14 protein-coding genes are annotated in these 18,154 nt (G+C 44.0%); 10 read left to right on the top strand and 4 right to left on the bottom strand.

The genetic code is table 11. The annotated features are described in order from the left end of the window. The first annotated feature begins 178 nt into the window (after window positions 1-178). The 5 genes from CCS02_RS20720 to CCS02_RS20700 all read left to right on the top strand — a co-directional run bounded on the left by CCS02_RS20720 (window position 179) and on the right by CCS02_RS20700 (window position 6,375). Window positions 179-850, top strand: coding sequence for a response regulator transcription factor (locus tag CCS02_RS20720; protein WP_100637584.1), 672 nt, complete (start codon window positions 179-181; stop codon window positions 848-850). Beyond that, a complete protein-coding gene (locus CCS02_RS20715; RefSeq protein ID WP_100188533.1) occupies window positions 843-2,273 on the top strand; it encodes a sensor histidine kinase in 1,431 nt (476 codons plus the stop codon). Before CCS02_RS20720 ends, CCS02_RS20715 begins: the two co-directional genes overlap by 8 nt. Then, window positions 2,263-3,372 carry an ABC transporter substrate-binding protein gene (locus CCS02_RS20710; protein WP_100188534.1) on the top strand — a complete coding sequence of 370 codons (1,110 nt, stop codon included), beginning with the start codon at window positions 2,263-2,265 and terminating at the stop codon, window positions 3,370-3,372. The genes CCS02_RS20715 and CCS02_RS20710 overlap by 11 nt, the downstream gene beginning before the upstream one ends. Window positions 3,373-3,476: 104 nt before the next feature. Then, window positions 3,477-4,415 carry a TAXI family TRAP transporter solute-binding subunit gene (locus tag CCS02_RS20705; protein ID WP_072842011.1) on the top strand — a complete coding sequence of 313 codons (939 nt, stop codon included), beginning with the start codon at window positions 3,477-3,479 and terminating at the stop codon, window positions 4,413-4,415. Window positions 4,416-4,425: 10 nt separating this feature from the next. Then, window positions 4,426-6,375, top strand: coding sequence for a TRAP transporter permease (locus tag CCS02_RS20700; protein WP_100637583.1), 1,950 nt, complete (start codon window positions 4,426-4,428; stop codon window positions 6,373-6,375). 98 nt (window positions 6,376-6,473) lie between these two features. Here the strand turns inward: CCS02_RS20700 and CCS02_RS22200 are convergent, their stop codons facing one another. From CCS02_RS22200 to CCS02_RS20690, 3 genes are read right to left on the bottom strand one after another with little or no spacing between them, the layout of a single operon-like run. Then, on the bottom strand, window positions 6,474-6,611 hold the full coding sequence (locus CCS02_RS22200; protein ID WP_157789929.1) for a hypothetical protein: 138 nt from the start codon (window positions 6,609-6,611) through the stop codon (window positions 6,474-6,476). Then, window positions 6,611-7,621 (bottom strand): cytochrome d ubiquinol oxidase subunit II, encoded by a 1,011-nt coding sequence (gene cydB / locus CCS02_RS20695; protein WP_072842007.1) that lies wholly within the window; start codon window positions 7,619-7,621, stop codon window positions 6,611-6,613. Before cydB ends, CCS02_RS22200 begins: the two co-directional genes overlap by 1 nt. Continuing rightward, a complete protein-coding gene (locus CCS02_RS20690) occupies window positions 7,621-9,075 on the bottom strand; it encodes a cytochrome ubiquinol oxidase subunit I (RefSeq protein WP_100637582.1) in 1,455 nt (484 codons plus the stop codon). The genes cydB and CCS02_RS20690 overlap by 1 nt, the downstream gene beginning before the upstream one ends. A 352-nt stretch (window positions 9,076-9,427) precedes the next feature. On the opposite strand from CCS02_RS20690, the gene CCS02_RS20685 reads away from it, so the two are divergent. The 3 genes from CCS02_RS20685 to CCS02_RS20675 all read left to right on the top strand — a co-directional run bounded on the left by CCS02_RS20685 (window position 9,428) and on the right by CCS02_RS20675 (window position 14,785). Then, window positions 9,428-11,344: a sensor histidine kinase gene (locus CCS02_RS20685; RefSeq protein WP_232728932.1), complete on the top strand. Its 1,917-nt coding sequence runs from the start codon at window positions 9,428-9,430 to the stop codon at window positions 11,342-11,344. Beyond that, window positions 11,331-12,695 carry a sigma-54-dependent transcriptional regulator gene (locus CCS02_RS20680; RefSeq protein WP_100188539.1) on the top strand — a complete coding sequence of 455 codons (1,365 nt, stop codon included), beginning with the start codon at window positions 11,331-11,333 and terminating at the stop codon, window positions 12,693-12,695. The genes CCS02_RS20685 and CCS02_RS20680 overlap by 14 nt, the downstream gene beginning before the upstream one ends. Window positions 12,696-12,856: 161 nt before the next feature. Next, a complete protein-coding gene (locus CCS02_RS20675) occupies window positions 12,857-14,785 on the top strand; it encodes a methyl-accepting chemotaxis protein (RefSeq protein ID WP_100637580.1) in 1,929 nt (642 codons plus the stop codon). A gap of 66 nt (window positions 14,786-14,851) precedes the next feature. On the opposite strand, the gene CCS02_RS20670 is transcribed toward CCS02_RS20675, so the two are convergent. Then, a complete protein-coding gene (locus tag CCS02_RS20670) occupies window positions 14,852-15,751 on the bottom strand; it encodes a LysR family transcriptional regulator (protein ID WP_100188541.1) in 900 nt (299 codons plus the stop codon). Window positions 15,752-15,858: 107 nt separating this feature from the next. Between CCS02_RS20670 and CCS02_RS20665 the strand changes: the two genes are divergently transcribed. Together CCS02_RS20665 and CCS02_RS20660 are read left to right on the top strand one after the other, a co-directional pair. Beyond that, window positions 15,859-17,262, top strand: coding sequence for a M20 family metallopeptidase (locus tag CCS02_RS20665; RefSeq protein ID WP_100188542.1), 1,404 nt, complete (start codon window positions 15,859-15,861; stop codon window positions 17,260-17,262). Window positions 17,263-17,359: 97 nt separating this feature from the next. Further along, window positions 17,360-18,145: a sulfite exporter TauE/SafE family protein gene (locus tag CCS02_RS20660; protein ID WP_332870750.1), complete on the top strand. Its 786-nt coding sequence runs from the start codon at window positions 17,360-17,362 to the stop codon at window positions 18,143-18,145. Window positions 18,146-18,154 lie beyond the last annotated feature (9 nt).

Genomic DNA, 18,154 nt, shown 5'->3' with positions numbered 1-18,154 from the left:
CCCTTTAATTGCAAAAGGCTCCGTATTCATTTTCCATTTCATGTATTGATAGAAGAGATAGCCCATTCTTTCACGCCGGAATATAGGCTAAATTGACAAAGTTCCGAGTAAGAAACTGAATATCACACACATTCAATTTGCCTTATAAAAATAAAGACGTCACAAGAGCATCAGTATTATGCGTATTTTAGTAGTGGAAGATGACCGTATTTTAGGCGAAGCCATTAGCCAAAGAATCAGTCGAATGGGGCATGGTCTTGATCTTGCTCAGACCGGTTTACAGGCAAATCAGATGTTGGCCTTGCAAGAATACGATCTCATGCTACTAGATCTAAATTTGCCGGATATGACAGGCAATCAAATTTTACAAACTCTGCGAAAAAAACACTCTAATACGCCTGTGATTGTGCTAACTGCGCGTGACGGAATTAAAGATCGCATTGAGTTATTGGATTTAGGTGCAGATGACTATATGACTAAGCCAGTGGACTTTGGAGAGCTTGAGGCTCGTTGTCGTGCCTTACTGCGTCGTAGCCAAGGACAAGCGCAAAACACCATAGAATATGGAAATGTCAGTTTAGATCTTCAAGCATGTTCGGTAACCGTTGACGGTAATCTAATTGACCTAAAACAACGAGAGTTTCGTTTATTAGAGGTGTTTATCAGTCACACTGGGCGGGTTTTAAGCAAAGAGGCATTGATCGAACATATTTATAACTTTAATGAAAATCCAAACTCAAGTGTGATTGAAATCTACGTAGCACGCATACGGAAATCCCTGCAAGACAGTGATATCAATATCAGAACCATTCGTGGTCTTGGTTATTTGTTGGAAAAACATCATGGCTAAGGCGACCACGTCGATTCGTCGGCAATTGATCCTAATGGTTGCGACGGTGCTGATCGTCATTAACGTTGTGGCTCTTTGGAGCGCACATATCTACGCGAATAGAGCGGCAAAAGAGTCTTATGACCGACTTTTATATGGTTCAGCTTTACAGATGGCCGAAAACATTAATATTTTGGATTCGCAGTTTTTTATCGATTTGCCCGTTTCCGCTTTTGAAACCTTGGCGTTATCTACCTCTGATCGTGCCTTCTATTCTATTATGAATGGACAATATCAGGTGCTGACAGGTTATAAAGATCTTCCCAATATTCCGTTTACCCAGTTACTTCAGCAATCCAGCGAGAAAGAAAAATTTATTCCTATTTATTATGAAGCCATGTATCACGGTGAGACGGTGCGTTTTGTTGCGTTGGGAAAACGCTTGCTAGAAGCGGATAGTGTGAACGATGTTTTTATTATTGTCGGGCAAACATTGGACGCACGACGCGCAGCCGCGACTGAAATCAGCCAAATGGCATTGCAGTTTGTTACCTTATTTTTCTTTATTACCTTGCTCTTACTACTCTTTGTTATTTGGCGGGTATTGCAGCCTTTACAAGCGATCAAGCAAGCCATAACCGAACGTTCCCCTCAAGAATTATCGCCTTTAGAAGCCAATGTACCCAGCGAAATAGCGCCTTTATTAAAGAGCATTAATTACTTTATGGCTCAGTTGGATAATACATTAAGCCGTTTAAAACGCTTCACGGCAGAAGCCGCCCATCAGATACGAACACCCTTGGCTGGTTTGAATTCACAGGCGCAAAATGCTCTAGATGAAACCGATGAAGTGTTACGTCAAAAGCAACTACAACATATTTTAGAAAGCAGTAATGTATTGACTAACACGGTCAACCAACTTCTTAGTCGCGCTACGTTGACACATCGTTATCAGAGTCATCCTTTTAGTCCGGTGTCTTTGGATCATGTGACCAAAGAGACTTGTCGCGAGCTGGTGGTTTGGGCACTAGAACAACAGGTTGAAATTGAATATTTAGGAGACATCCAAGTTACTATTAACGGTGATGAATTCGCACTAAAGCAGATGCTGCAAAATATCATTGAAAATGCCATTAAATACAGTCCGAAGGGCAGCGTTGTTGAAGTTGAGCTAATGGTGATGGATGAGCTATCTGAGACTTCAGTAGTGTTGCAAATTCGAGATCAAGGTATTGGCGTTCCTGACCAGGATAAAGAGCATATTTTTGAGTATTTTTATCGTAGTCCAGATAACTTTGCCTCTGGTTCTGGGATTGGTTTATCCATTGCCAAAGAAGTCGCAGAGCATCATGACGCCAGATTCCATTTAAAAGACAACCAGCCAACCGGATTGATTGTGGAAGTTATTTTTCCCCAACGAAAAGGACTTTCTTATGAAAGTTAGTTACGTGCTGGGACTTTGTTTAATCTTGGTTAGTCGTATGGTATTCGCTGATGCGGTGCAACAAACTACATATATTACTTTTCCAAGTTTGAATAAACAGCCAAAGTATCAAGAAGATGTACTGGCTATTTATGGCGCTATAAATCATCAGGCGATCTCGCCTTTGTTTAAGGCTTATCAAGAAAAATACCCGAATGTAGCAATTCATTACACTGAATCGAATACTCGTCATTTATACGAGCAATTTATCTCGCAACCTAATGTTAGGCCGGATGTGATGCTTAGTCCCGCGATGGATCTTCAATTTAAATTGGCAAACGATGGTTACGCATTGGCTTATGATTCGCCAGAGCTTAGTAATGTCCCCAAGGATTCACATTGGCGAAATGAGCTGTTTGGGTTTACCTACGAACCTATCGTAACGGCGCTAAATAGCGATATTTTGGCTGGAGAGGCTTTGCCGCTGAGTCGCGAGCAGTTATTGAATTTGATTCGTAGTAAAAATCACCTTCTAGACGATAAAATCGGCTTATTTGATATTCAGCAGTCAGGTTTAGGTTATTTGGCGTGGGCCTATGATGGACAACAATCTCGCAGTTATGGACGATTGTTAGAAGCTTTTGGTACGCATCAAGCTCGGCTTTATACAGATACTTCGTCGATGCTTAATGCGCTATTAAAAGGTCAGATATTTATCGCCTATAATCTTGTTGGTGCTTATTCATATCAGTGGTCACAAAAGTATGCATGGATAAAAACCATCATGCCGACGGATTATACGACAATCATTATGCGCACGGCGTTTATTCCTCGTGATGCTCAACAGCCGACATTAGCGAAGCGTTTTATCGATCTTTTATTGTCCCCAGAAGGGCAGCATATACTTGCTAATCAATCTGGCATTACGCCAATTAGTACCAAGGTAAAAGGTCCATATAGTCGTGATGAGTTGAGTAAGTTACCGCATGGGATTTTTCGCCCAATTCCTCTAGGCCTTGAACTACTGATTCAAACAGATGATGCCAAAAAACAGCTCATTTATCATGAGTGGGATAATGCTATGTTTACTGTTCCTAACGATTCTTCAGCATTACCGTAGATTTAATTTTTATGGGTTATTAAAGGCCCATGAAAGGTTCATGAAAGGTTTCCTCGCTAAAGTGTTCTAGGCAATAACAAAACAAAAATAAGTTGGAGAATACTATGTTTAAAAAACTGCTTATAGCGAGCGCTTTGTGTGCGACCTTAGTAAATAGCCCTTTACAAGCTGCTGAGCGCGTATCCATTGGTACCGGCGGAACCGGTGGTTTGTTTTATGTGATTGGCGCGGGCATTTCTGAAACACTTAACAAATATATGGAAAATACCACGGCACGAGCTGAAGTAACTGGTGCATCTGTTGAAAACAATCACCGAGTTGCAGCGGGTCAAATGACGCTAGGGCTTTCATCATCTTCTACACTGTTTGAAGCTAAGAATGGCGAAGGCCCATTTAAAGTAAGTGGGCCATTGGATGTTGCCGGTATTGCCTATTTATATCCAGCCGTATTGCAAGTTGCGACGATTTCCGGAAATGGAGTTGACTCTTTTGAACAGTTAAAAGGCAAGCGTGTCAGCATGGGACCTCCAGGAAGTAATGCTGCTGTATTAGCAACTCGCTTGTTGCAAGAATACGGTGTCTTTGACGATATCACACCACGTTTTCTTTCATACAATGAAGGTGTAAAAGCACTGGTGAACGGTCAAGTTGACGCTACTGTGGTTTTGGCTGGTGCACCAACTTCTTCTTTGATTGACCTAGATTCACAGACAGATATGAAGCTTTTGTCTGCCAGTATTGAGAAACTAGATAGTTTGATTCAAAAGTATCCTTTCTACCAAGCTTTCTCTTTGCCAGCAGGCACTTATCCAGATCAGAACAAACAAGTCTTGATGATTAACGATCCAGCGATTTTGTTTACGAGCGGTAAAGAAGATCAGAGCAAAATTTATAACATCACCAAAACTATTTTTTCTCATCTAGATGAACTAGGTCAAATTCACCCGCAGGCAAAAGCAATTTCGTTAGAAACGGCGAAACGTACTCCTATTGCTTTGCACCCAGGTGCGAAAAAATATTATGACGAAGTAAACGGAAAATAGGAGCGTCATTATGTTGAACTCAGGTTCCAGCAATGGCTTTCAAAGCTTGCTCCTTGAATCAAAATTCGCTGGTAGCAAGGAACGTCTAGCAGTCTCTTTATTATTTAGTGTGATCGCCGCTGGAATCGCCGGTCTTGTACTTTATGGCGCGTATTATGGCGGCATTACCGCGTTGTTATTGAGATCGTCGTTTTTCTCTTTAGTCGCGGCGGCTGCCATGCTGTTTTATGCGCTTAGATACAAAAGTGTTGCGGGTCGTGGAGCGTTTTATCTATTGGCTCTATTGGCGTTAATTCCGGGACCTTATTTGTGGCATTACTATATTGATATTGTCATGCGTGGCGCTATGTCGGTTGAGCAAGATAGGTTGATCTTTATTGCTCTCATTGTGGTGGTGTTTGTCTTTGTTCGTATCGCGGTAGGCTGGGCATTGATTACCCTAATGACCCTCGCTTTCCTTTACGCGTACTTTGGCTATTTGATCCCCGGTAAATATGGTCACGGTGGTTATGACATTAGTCGTTTTACCTCAACTCTGATGTTATCAACAGAAGGGGTTTATGGTGTGCCAATGGGCGTCGCCGTTGAGTATATTTTCCTATTTGGTTTGTTTGGTGCCATCTTAACTAAGATTGGCACTGGTGAGGTTTTTGTTGATTTAGCCCGTGGTTTGACAGGGCGTGTGCAAGGTGGTCCTGGATTGTCTGCTGCTTTGTCTAGTGCATTGCTTGGTTCGCTTAACGGTAGTGCCGTCGCGAACGTAGTGACCACAGGTACCTTTACCATTCCATTAATGAAGCGTGTCGGCTACAGCGCGAAATTGGCTGGTGCGATTGAAGCCGCTGCGTCTTCGGCTGGGCAAATTATGCCGCCGGTTATGGGCGCAGCTGCTTTCTTGATGGCGGAAATGATTGGGATTCCTTATGCTGAAGTTGCAATGGCGGCCTTGGTTCCCGCTCTTTTGTATATTTTAGCCTTGATGATTTCGGTTCGCCTTGAGGCAGGACGTCTTAACTTAGCAAGAGATACAGAAGCTGGCTTACAGCTGTTACTAAGAACTCTTAGAACGAAGAGCTATCTTCTGCTTCCATTGGTGGTTTTGATCGGCCTGATGATTTCAGGCAAGTCACCAACTCAAGCCGCTGTTATGGGGATTCTAGCTGGTTTGTTAGTTTGTCCTTGGAAAAAAGCCACTCGTATAAATGCGCTAGATATTATAGCTGCTTGTAAAGAGACATTGTCTTCAACCTTACCAATCGTTGCAGCTGTGGCGGCGGCAGGCGTTATTATCGGGATATTGAATTTAACTGGTATGGGCTTGATGTTGTCAGGTTTGATCATTGAACTAGGCGACGGCAATTTGTGGGCTGTCTTGTTGCTCACTGCGTTGGCGTCTTTTGTCTTAGGAATGGGATTACCGACATCGGCAGCGTATTTATTGCTCGCGGTATTGGTTGCTCCGGCGATGACTCAGTTAGGTATGGAAACCTTGTCTGCGCATATGTTTATTTTTTACTTTGGTTTGGTATCAGCGATTACTCCTCCTGTCGCATTGGCTGCTTACGCTGCTTCTACTATTTCCGGAGCAGATCCTAATGAGACAGCGATTGAATCTATGCGTTTGGGTTTTGTAAAGCTCTTGGTGCCGTTCTTGTTCGTCACTATGCCGGGGGTTTTGTTGATAGGAACAACTGCTAGTGTTATCGCAGCGATCTCGTTTGCGACTTTGGCAACCTCATCAATGAGTATCGGCTTTTCTGGCTGGTTACGTGAGAACTTATCTTGGCCTACTCGGTTAGCCTATGTGGTCGCAGCGGTATTAATTGCATGGCCTGCAGCGGCAACGGACACGTCTATTGCTGTGTTGGGCGCTCGCGTTATCGGTATTGTGTTATTTGCTGGATTACTGTTCAAAGCAAGCATTCAAACAAAGCCCAATACCATGAAAGCTGAAGCTTAGTAGTCTAGGGTACTAAATAACCAATACTAAAAAAGCGCATATTTCTATAAATGAAATATGCGCTTCTTTTAATCAATTTTCTTGGTAACTATGCCTTTTTAAGGCAACCCAGTCATCAGTAGTTTAATGCCGTAAGACGCAGTTAATACTGCAATAAAACCGACACCGTATAAGAGCAAAAACCATTGCCACGATTTGAGTTTGGCGGCTTTTTCTTTCAGGCTTTTTAACAGCATTAGTACCCCTCCTGATAATCTTCCACCTTACCAGCAAAAACGCGATAGCCCCATAAAGTGTAGGCACAAATCAATGGTACGAAAATGCATATACCTGGTAGCAAGAAGAGTAAGCTGCTGTCTGGCGATGCGGCTTCCATAAAGGTTAATTGTCTTGGTATCAGATATGGAAACAAACCGACAACAAGACCTGCGAAGCCCAGTAAGAACAGCGTTGCGGCATACCAAAAAGGTCGACCTTCATGATGAACGGTTCCTGTAGCGTGACTGTTTAGATCTCTCCAGGCCAAAACCGCGACCACCAAGGTGATAATAGGTAAGGGCGATAACCACAAGAAATTCAAACCAGAGAACCAACGCTGACGAATGTCTACTTGATTTGCCACTGTCCACAAGCTCACTATTACCATGGCTAAAATGGTGATCAGCAAGAGGCGTTTGCCTAACTTAGCTGCGTGATCTTGAATGCGGCCACGACTTTTCATAAACAAATAACAAGCGGCTAATAGAGCATAACCAGCCATTACGGCAAAGCCAGTTAATATAGAAAAAGGCGTTAGCCAATGTAGGCTGGATAAGCTGTCGACACCGACTGGAACGCCTTGAACGATTGAGCCTAGCAACATGCCTTGGCAAAACGCCGCGATAGCAGAGCCTGCGCTAAAAGCGAAATCCCAATAAGGTCGAGAGGTATCGGACTTAAAGCGATACTCGAACGCCACGCCACGAAAGATCAAAGCAAACAGCATCAGCATGATAGGCAGATAAAAGGTTGAGGTAATACCAGCATAAGCGGCTGGAAACGCCGCAAACAACACCACACCACCAAAGACCAACCAGGTTTCGTTGCCATCCCAAACGTGTGAAATAGAACGCATTAAATGGTCGCGCTCGCCTTCTTGGTTAAACCAAGGGTAGAGAATGCCAATCCCTAGGTCGAAGCCATCGAGTAACACGTACATAAAAATGGCAAAGCCTAAGACAAGGAAGTAGAAAAGAGCCAAATCCATCATTTATCTCCTTGTTCTATTGTTGATTGATCTTTTGTTTTCAAATCTGTCGAATGCTGTTCTTTCGTTTTCAGCGACTTCACCCAAGCCAATGCATAGCCCGGCGCTTTCATACCAATAAGTTGCTGCTCTAGTGTTTCCATTGATGGCGGTCCTTTCTTAATCAGCTTACGCATGAAGTAGAGATAAACACCGATCAGCAGACTGTAAATGATGACAAACATGGTTAAGGTAAACAGCACACGTTCTGGAGGAAGTGGCGATACAATCTCGGATGTTCTAACAAGGTTGTAGACAATCCAAGGCTGACGACCGATTTCGACCACATACCAACCTGCCAGTACTGCAATGACACCCATAGGTGTAAATAATGTTACGAGAGACAGGAAGGCTTTGTTTTCATATAGGCGGCCTTTACGGCGTAACAAGAGCGCTAGTGCCGCGATACCCATCATGCCAAATCCAATACCCACCATGACACGGAAAGACCAAAACACTAACGGTACATTCGGTCTGTCTTCTGGTGGTACGGCTTTTAAGCCTTGCACAGCGCCATCCCAAGAGTGAGTCAGGATCAAGCTACCTAGGTTTGGAATACCGACTTCATAATCGTTCGACTCGGTTTGCATATTCGGCATAGCGAATAACAATAACGGAACGTTTTCTTCTTCCGCTGGCCAAATGCCTTCCATCGCCGCCAATTTAGTTGGCTGATGTTCTCTTACGTTCAAACCATGCATATCACCAATCCAGGCTTGTAGTGGTGTTAGTACCAAGGCAAACCACATGCACATGGACAAGCCTTTTTTCGCAAAAGGAATGTTTTTCTTTTTCAATAAGTAATAAGCACTAATACCAGCGACCACGAAAGTCGCGGTAATTAATGACGCAACTACCATGTGAGTAAGGCGATATGGCATAGATGGATTGAAGATCACTTCCATCCAGCTTTCGACTTCAAACTTGCCATTGATGATCTTGTAGCCTGTTGGTGTTTGCATCCAAGAGTTCGCCACAATGATCCAAAACGCTGAAATCCAAGTACCTATCATAACGGTGAGCGTCGCGAAGAAATGCAGCTTGCGACCAACACGTTGCCAACCGAACAGCATGACGCCAAGAAAACCGGCTTCCATAAAGAAAGCGGTCAGTACTTCGTAGGCCATCAATGGCCCAAGCACCGCGCCGGTAATCTCCGAGAATTTGGAGAAGTTGGTACCAAATTCATAGGACAAGACGATGCCAGAAACCACGCCCATGCCGAATGTAATCGCAAAGGGTTTGATCCAAAACTTGGCTAGCTGCAAATAGTAAGGGTTGTGGGTTTTAAGCCATAAGCCTTCCCAAATGGCAATCAGCGTCGCCAAACCAATGGTGATGCTGGGGAAAATAATGTGAAAGCTCACAGTAAAAGCAAACTGTATGCGAGATAAGATGGCGACGTCGAGGTCCATAATGGCTCCCTTGGGAATCAATAAGCGTTAAGAGATATATAGATAAGGTTAGGAGTTTCTCTTAACTCTTAGCGTACGCATTTGCTGCAAAGCCAGAGGTAGTAGCGCTAAGCCTACAATGCTAAAAAGCGCGATGATTTCGGTCATTAAAAAGCCAGTATTCATGATGCTTGTCCTATAAGTTGATAATAGTTTGATATGGATCAAAGATTGCTTTTAGTAGAGCAAAGGACAGGCCAACTATTAATGGGATTTATGTATTTGATTTTAAAGGGAAAAAATATATCTTTGCTTGAGGTGTAAAAAAGGTTTACGATTTTCTCACTTTTAGGTGTAAACGAGGTTTACGATTTTGACGCTTTCATTGATGTTTGAAGTTGCCATGCTGGTGACGAGCGTGTGCGGCGTATTGGTAGCTGTTTGGTTATTGTGGCGAGCGAGAAAGCAAAGTGATCTGCAAGCCTTGGCAGGTTTCGCCATCATGATGGCGATTTGGTGCTTCGGGCATGTGGTTTTGTTCCAAGGCTACGAGCAAATTGGTATTCATATCATTCTTGCTAACCCGTTTATGCCGACCTTCTTCTTACACTTTGCGATTCGTTTTGTGAACTCTGGCTCGGTTAAAGAGCCGATGCTAGAACGCTTATATCAAGCGGTACCTTGGTTTTATCTGACCAGTTTTGCGGTGGTTTTACAGAGCTGGTGGATTGGTGCGGGCGATGCTATCAGTACGCTCGACACGCGTTCATTTTTTATCTTTACCGAGGCGGGGACATGGAACCTCGCCTATACAGTGTTGATCGGCATGCTGGCTCATGGCGTGCTGTTATTTGGTTGGTATCGACATTCTGGTAACAAGAAACGCTCCATTCTCGCCATGTTTGGTGTTGGAGCTTGGGGCTTGTTGTTGGCGACCAGTTTTGTATTTCCCTCCTTTGGCATAAGTTGGTTTCCGTACCCTATGTTACTGCTGCCAACTTATTTGCTGTTGTTGGTCTACGCGGTGGTGCGCTATCAGATTTTATCGGTGAATGCGTTCGCCAATCGTGCCTTGCTTTGGGTTGCCATGATGCTGGTGATTCTCTGTGTCATCGCAGTGATAAGCGTTGTGTCTGGACGCATAGGTTTACAGGCGTTAGCAAATGTTCCCAGTTGGCAGCTTTGGTTGTATTCCTTGTTTATCTTGGTCGTCGCAGCTGTCATTTATCAGCCTCTGAGTCGCTTGGTGTCACGTCTTATTTATCCCGGAGCCTCCTTGAATGAAGCTGTGTTGGATACCTGGTCAACGCAATTAAAAGAAGCGCAAGATTGGCCGCAACTGATTGCTATTGGTGAACGCTTACTTTCGCTACAAATTAGACATAGCGTGGCAATACAACTAAAAAGTTCTGCTTATCCCGTTAAGGAACAGAATGACGCTTTGGCAATTCGAGTATCGCGATCAGATTCTGATTGGCACTTTGTTTTGATCGGTTGGGAAGATGCCAGTCCTGGTATGCGTTTAACAGCGGAAGTGTTTGCTTCCTTGTTTTCGACCAGCTGTGGTTTGCTTGAAAGGTCGTTGGCCTTGGCGGTAGCGGAACGAAAACGCATGGACGAACAGCATTTGGTTGAGCTGGGCAGTTTGTCTGCGGCCATGGCTCACGAGTTGCGTAATCCTCTGAACATTATTTCTATGGCCGCCTATGATGCACCAGCCGAGACGCGTCAGCATATTCAGACTCAGCTAAAACGTGCGGATCGTTTGGTGAGCGATATGTTGGTCTATTCCGGTGGCTTGACGTTGCAAGTTGTCGCCACGCCGTTACGATCTTTAATAGCGAGTATTCTGGCGCAAGCTCAGCTAGAAGGAGTGGCGTTTGAGCTTGATATCGATGAAACGATAGAACTGGATGCAGACCCACAACGATTACAACAGGTGTTTATTAATCTGATCGATAACGCCGTATCTTTTTTGCGCAATATGCCAGATGGAAAGTTATCCATTGAAGCCAAAGAACAAGATCAACAGATAGTCATCCAAGTGCATAACAACGGGCCAGCAATCGACTCAAGTCTGCAAGGTGAGGCTTTGTTTCAACCCTTTGTGACTAAGCGAGCAGGCGGCAGTGGTCTTGGTTTAGCGATTGTGCGTCGTATTGTCGATGCTCATGACGGAAAGATTAGACATCTGTCTGATTCGGCTTGGCCAGTGACCTTCGAGCTTATTTTACCTCGCCACTTTTCTGGCGCTGCGATTTCAAATAGAGAATTTCATGACACAAAATAAAATATTACTGGTTGACGACGAACCAGCTTTTCGTGAATTGGCTAGCCGCTGGTTAGCGAATCAAGATTACCATGTCAAAACAGCAGGTAGCCTAGACGAAGCGCGAAAAGCGTTGGCGTCGTTTGATGCGGATTTGGTGTTATTAGACTTGTCCATGCCGCCGCATTTTGACCCGCAAGTAACCTTGGATGCTATGGACGATTTTGCTGGTCGTCCGGTGATTATTATTACTGGTCATGCGGATCGGGATTTGGCACTTAAAGCCATTGAACTTGGCGCATGGGATTTTATTGCTAAGCCGATTGACCCAGATATGTTAGCGGTTGTGGTGCGTCGAGCAATCACCAAAACCACCTTAGAGCGAGAGCTCACTCAGCTAAAACAAGTTAGTAATTCCTCCCAAGGTGCGTCTGCGTATATCGGTCATTCGATGAGTTCGCAAAAGGTCAGGGCGCTGGTGGAACGAATCGCACCGACGGATGTTCGGGTCTTGGTTACTGGCCCATCGGGAACCGGTAAAGAAGTCATTTCTCGCACCTTGCACGACTTGAGTCATCGCGCTGCCAAGCCGTTTGTTTCTGTGCATTGCGGCGCTATTCCTGCGGATTTATTGGAAAGCGAGTTGTTTGGTTACGTGAAAGGCGCTTTTACTGGGGCGGAAAAAGACAAAGTTGGTCTATTAAGTTTAGCCGATGGCGGCACCTTGTTCTTGGATGAAATCGGCGAAATGCCGTTGGCTATGCAGGTGAAACTGCTGCGAGTGCTGCAAGAGGGCACCTTCTTCCCTGTCGGTGGCCGAGAGCAGAAATACATCGACATCCGTGTGATTTCCGCGACCAACGCCGACTTACTTGAAAAAGTCCGAGAAGGTAGCTTCCGAGAAGATTTGTATTATCGAATTAAGGGCGTGAACATTGAAACGCAATCCCTTGCTGAACGGCTAGAAGACGTCCCCGTATTGCTACAGTCATTTCTACAGCGTTTGCAAAGTCAGCAAGCTAAACAATTACAACTCAGTCCGGAAGCTGTGCAATGGTTCCGAGATCAGTCATGGCCGGGTAACGTGCGTGAATTGAAAAACGCCCTAGAAAGCGTCGCATCTATTTGTCCACAAGGCCGAATCACCATGGAAGATATCCAGCTGTTATACCCAAGTGGCGAACCTGTTCGTCAAACCATGGCAAGCTTACTAACGAGCGACGCCTCATTAGATGAACAAGTTCGAGACCTTGAAATTCGATTAATTAACCAAGCCTTAGAAAAAAGCCAAGGCAACCGCACCCAAGCCGCCAAGCAACTGGGTATTTCTCGGCAAGGGCTGATTAAAAAAATTGAGAGATATGGCTTGTGAGGCCTCAAAGATGAATTTTGTTTTTCTTGATGACTATCAATGTTTTCGATTATTAATAGCTTTGTTATTTATAGTAAGAAAATTGTTTTGTTTTTGTCATTAACTGCGGTGTAGTATCTGACGATAAACTTACAATAAGAAAGAATAATAAGGATGTTATTATGAAGTGGCAAAGTCTATCCATTAGAAGTCGCATGTTCTCTGTTCTTGCTGTGTTGCTTGTTGCCAGCACAGTTGTCTCAGTCAGTACTCAGGCTCTTTCCACACTGGACACAGAGCTAGAGCAGTTAAAAAAAGAAGTTTTACCAACCCATCTCAGTAATCTAGCCTCGCAAATCAGTACAGAAATTACCCCTTTAATTACAGCCTCTCATCTCATGACAAACGACAACTTCGTTGAAGATTGGGTTCGTAATGGTGCAGCTGATAATCAGCTTTCTTTCATCGAAAACAAATTGAAATCCGTTAAGGAAATCGCGGGCAGTGATTCGACCTTTTATGTTGTAAATGGTGAAAATGGGCTGGAATATTTTGGTTATGAAAAAGCATTTTTTAAAACCTTGTTAAAAGACTATCCGTACAAAGAGTTCTATCCGAATTTTTTGGCCACAGGTCACGATTATGAGCTGAATTTACAGTACGAGCATCAAATGCTGTTTATTAACTATCGTAGTGATGCTATGGATCCGAATACCAATAAACCTTTTTCGGTAGCGGGTTTAGGGATTAAAGCTGATAAGCTTATTAATATGATTAAGAAGCTAAATGTTGGTCAGCAAGGTCGTGCCATGTTGGTAACAAGTGATGGCTTGATTCAAGCAAAAGGTGATTCTGCATTTATGGAGATTGTCGATAAAAGCCATATTTCTAGCTTGCTTAACAATAAAACCGACGTTGTCATTGATGATATAACGATTAATGGGCAGGTTTATTACCTTGGCTCATTGTGGGTACCAGTGTTAGATAGATTTATCATGCTAGCCGTGCCAAAACAGCAAATTATGATGCCGATTTATACGCAGTTACAGAATGCGTTTCTCTACTCTATCGTTTTTATTTTAATTTCTCTGCTCATTCTTCATTTCGTGATTGGCTCTCTGACTCGTCCTATTGTCGCTATTGGCAAGGACGTTCGTTATGTATCGGATAATTTGGATCTCAACTATCAAATTAAGAGCTCTGATAAGGCTGAAATAGGTGCATTAGCCGATGCTATTAACTCTTTGCTACTGACATTAAAAGGCTCTCTGATTACCGTGAATGATGCGGTTAAGACAACTGATAGCGCGATTGAAGGCTTGAATCAGCAAGTGGATGAGCTTTCCCAGGCCTCTGAGGCGGAGAAGCAATCGGTAGAGCAGATCTTTATCTCTACTCAAGATATTACTGAGCAAAGCGCTCAGGTAAAAGATTTGGCAACAAGAGCGGGAGAAATGTCGGATCTGAGTAATGCCGAACTTCAGCAAGCCAACAAAGAAGTTCAGAGTAGCTTAGTTTTCTTAGAAGCTTTAGAAGTCGATATGATGCAAAGCAAAACGAGCCTAACTGAGCTAAACGGAAATATTGAGAAGATTGTTTCAGTATTGAATGTTATTAGTTCCATATCAGAACAAACTAATTTATTAGCTCTAAATGCTGCCATAGAAGCCGCTCGTGCTGGCGAACATGGCCGAGGTTTCGCCGTTGTATCTGATGAGGTTCGCATGCTTTCCCAGCGTACGAGTGAATCGACTAATGAAATTCAAAGCATTATTTCGCAGTTGCGAGCCGCATCGACTCAAGTCACCTCACAAATGGACGTGGCGTGTGAAAAAAGCATTCAGACGTTAGGCAGTCAAAAATTGGTATCGGAAAAATTCATCGCGCTTGATGCATTCTTGCAGCAATTGTTTGATATGAACGAGCAAGTGGCTGAACGTGCCGGAATCCAGAATGCTTCCGTTGAGGATATCAACCAGCATCTCTCTATGTTGGCTGCACAAAGTGAGCAGACAGTAGAATTGTTCCATCAAAGTCGAGCGGCAACTAATGCCATTGGCGATGAAATGAGACATTTGAAAGATAAAGTAGAGCTGTTCAAAGTAACGTGATGCAAGCTAATGATTGGAACCAAGCCTAGTTTATTAGGTTTGGTTCCAATTTACTTATGCGTGGCGCTAGCCTTGGTTTTTAAGTGACTCGGTGAGGTGAGTTAGAAAATACCTTACGATAACAGGGAGCTTTCTTCTCGACATAATTTGCACCTGCAGGCTGCGCTGAGCTAACGACGGTTCGCGCATTGGCCGTATAACTAGACCATCTCGTTTTGCCCGTCTCGCAACCGTTAACTCCCCACAAAGGGCGATAGCGTTTTCACTTTCGCTCGCAAAGGTATAAATAGAACCCGCAGAGTCGCTAGACAAGGCTGGGATGATTTGTACACCTTCAATATGACAAGCTATATCAAATAAGTAACTGAGTGTTGTTCCTGATCCGGATGTGGCAATAGGGTATTCGGTTAAATCCCTTACGCTAATGTCTTGCTGGCTGGCTAGCGGGTGATTTTTGGATAATAAGGCGACGATCGGAGAAGGCACTTGCAGCGACACTTCAACGCCTTGCTCAGGTTGCAAATTGAAGGTAAACGCAGCATCTACTCGGCCTTCTCTAACCAGTTGAGTTGCTCTGCTTGAGTCGACAACTTGTAGTGAAAAGCGAGCACTTGGGTATTCCAAGCGGAATTTTGCGATTACATGCGGGAGAAAGTCCCAAGCCATGCCTTCCGGGCAAGCCAGAGCGATAGATTGCTGCTGGATATTACTGATGCCTTTCATTTCTGACATCACGTTTTTAAATTCCAACGTATTACGCAGCGAATAGGTATAAAGAATATCGCCTGCTGGTGTTAGAGACATGCCTCTGGCTTTGCGTTCGAACAACGTTAGCTGAAGTTTTTCCTCTAACTGGGTTATTTGTCGACTGATAGCCGAAACCGCGACGTGGAGTTCTTCCGAAGCGGCAGACAAAGAGCCTGTTTTCGCAACAGCATGAAAGTATTTTAACGAGATATCATTCATAAGCTTTCTATTTTATAGAAGGTTTTATTGTGTAATTGATAATTGTTGTAAAGCTTATTACATCTTAAGCTAAATGACATAATAAATTCGCGTATTTTGGAGAGATTATGTCCCAAGCAACGAGTCAAAGTGGCCGTCAAGCAGCCTTACAACAGGCCGTTTCGACCATTAAAAACGGTCAGTTTATCGAAACTCTAACGCGTCGCGTGGCGTTTGCTAGTGAAAGTCAAAACCCAAGCGCCAGTGCTGAACTAATGAAGTATCTAACCGATGAAATTCAGCCAACGTTAGTTAAGCTGGGTTTTGAATGTGAGATATTTGCAAATCCGATGGCGTCTTGCCCGCCGTTATTAATTGCAAAACGCATTGAAGATGAATCTTTACCGACACTATTAACTTATGGTCATGGTGATGTCACCAATGGGCAAGCTGAATTATGGCAAGAAGGTACTCATCCTTGGGAATTGTCTCAGATTGGCGAGAAAATTTTTGGCCGTGGTACCGCAGATAACAAAGGGCAGCACACGATTAACCTGCTAGCGCTAGAATCGGTATTAAACGCTCGTGAGGGGAAGCTGGGTTACAACGTTAAAATCTTATTCGAAATGAGTGAAGAAGTTGGCTCTAAAGGGTTAGAGCTTTTTTGTCATGAGCAAAAAGAATCGTTAAAAGCTGATTTGTTTTTAGCATCTGATGGTCCTAGATTAAATGCTCAAACGCCGACTATTTTTTTAGGTTCTCGTGGCGTTTGCCAGTTTCGCTTGCGTTGTGAAACCGGCAACGGTGTACGCCATTCTGGCAACTGGGGGGGAGTTATCACTAATCCAGTGACTCGCTTACAACATGCTCTTTCTAGCTTGACGACAGCCGATGGGCGAATCACTGCTGAGTGCTTACGAGCGCCTTTGCCAAGTGGTTTGACTGCTGAAATGATGCGTGAATTAACGGTTGGTGGTTATGCTGGTGATCCAACATTGAATGACCAATGGGGCGAGAAAGAGCTTACCGCTGGCGAGCGATTGTTTGGTTGTAATACCCTCGAAGTAATCGCTCTTGGTGCAGGAGATATTCAAAAGCCTATTGGTGCGATCCCTGATGTTGCTGAAGCTGTATGTCACTTGCGTATTGTGCCGGGAACAGACTGGCATAATCTGGTTGCTAACCTATCAACCTTTTTAGAAGAGAAAGGTTTAGGTGATGTTAAGGTGATTTTTGAGGGTGGTTACAGTGCGACGCGTTTAGACCCGACTCATCCTTGGGTTGGATTTGTTAAGCGTTCTATGGAAACCTCGTTAGAGCAAACGGTGACCGTTCTACCTAATTTAGGTGGTACTATTCCAAATCATTGTTTCGCAGATGTGTTGGCGCTGCCTACGGTATGGATGCCACATTCTTATCCATCCTGTAAACAGCACGCGCCTGATGAGCATCTTCTTGAAAGCGTAGTGGAGCAAGGGCTTCTGGCTGCTGCTGGTTTGCTTTGGGATCTAGGTGAACATTGGCCTGAATAATGGCGCGGTTTTTTTACGTCTGAAACGGTGGCCCAATGAGGCCACCGTTTTTCTTTGTATTGGTCCATGATGACCTAATTTTTTGTGAATAAACTTTATGATGGATTTTCTTTTGTACCTAGTGTTGGGTTCCTGCTCTGGACTAATGGCAGGACTGTTTGGTATCGGCGGTGGGCTGATTATTGTGCCTGTGCTGGTATTTAGTTTTACCTTACAAGGCATATCGACTGAGATTTTGACGCACCTTGCAGTAGGAACATCACTCAGTGCCATTTTCTTTACCTCGATTAATTCGGTGATGGCGCACCATAAAAAAGGCGCGGTAGAATGGCGAATGGTTATCTGGCTTAGCGCTGGGATTTTGTTTGGTAGCGCGTTGGGTGGCGTGACTGCGTCTTATATCCCAGGAGCGAATCTGCAGCAAATTATTGGTGTATTTTCCTTGCTGATGTCACTACAAATGGCGGCGAATTGGCACCCTAAAGGCCAAGGTTCTGGCTTAACGAAACCGTTGATGTCTGTGGCTGGCGTAGTCATTGGTTGGGTGTCGGCAATATTCGGCATTGGTGGTGGTTCTTTGATGGTGCCATTTTTATCTTGGAAGGGAATTGATATCAAAAAAGCGGTAGCGACCTCAGCGGCTTGCGGATTACCTATTGCTTTGTCAGGTACTCTTTCCTTTATGGTTATCGGTTGGAATCACTTAGATTTACCATCTAACAGTATCGGTTTTGTGTATTTACCTGCGTTAGCAGGTATCGCCTTGATGAGCATGTTTTCTGCTCGTTTTGGTGCTCAACTAGCACACCGTTTGAATCCCATAATGTTAAGACGACTATTTGCTTTGCTGCTATTTGTGGTGGGAGTGAACTTCTTAGCTTGATGGCATTTA

The sequence above is a fragment of the Marinomonas sp. ef1 genome, from assembly GCF_002806845.1.
GTDB lineage: Bacteria > Pseudomonadota > Gammaproteobacteria > Pseudomonadales > Marinomonadaceae > Marinomonas > Marinomonas polaris.
This window is presented reverse-complemented; position numbering and strand designations above follow the sequence as displayed.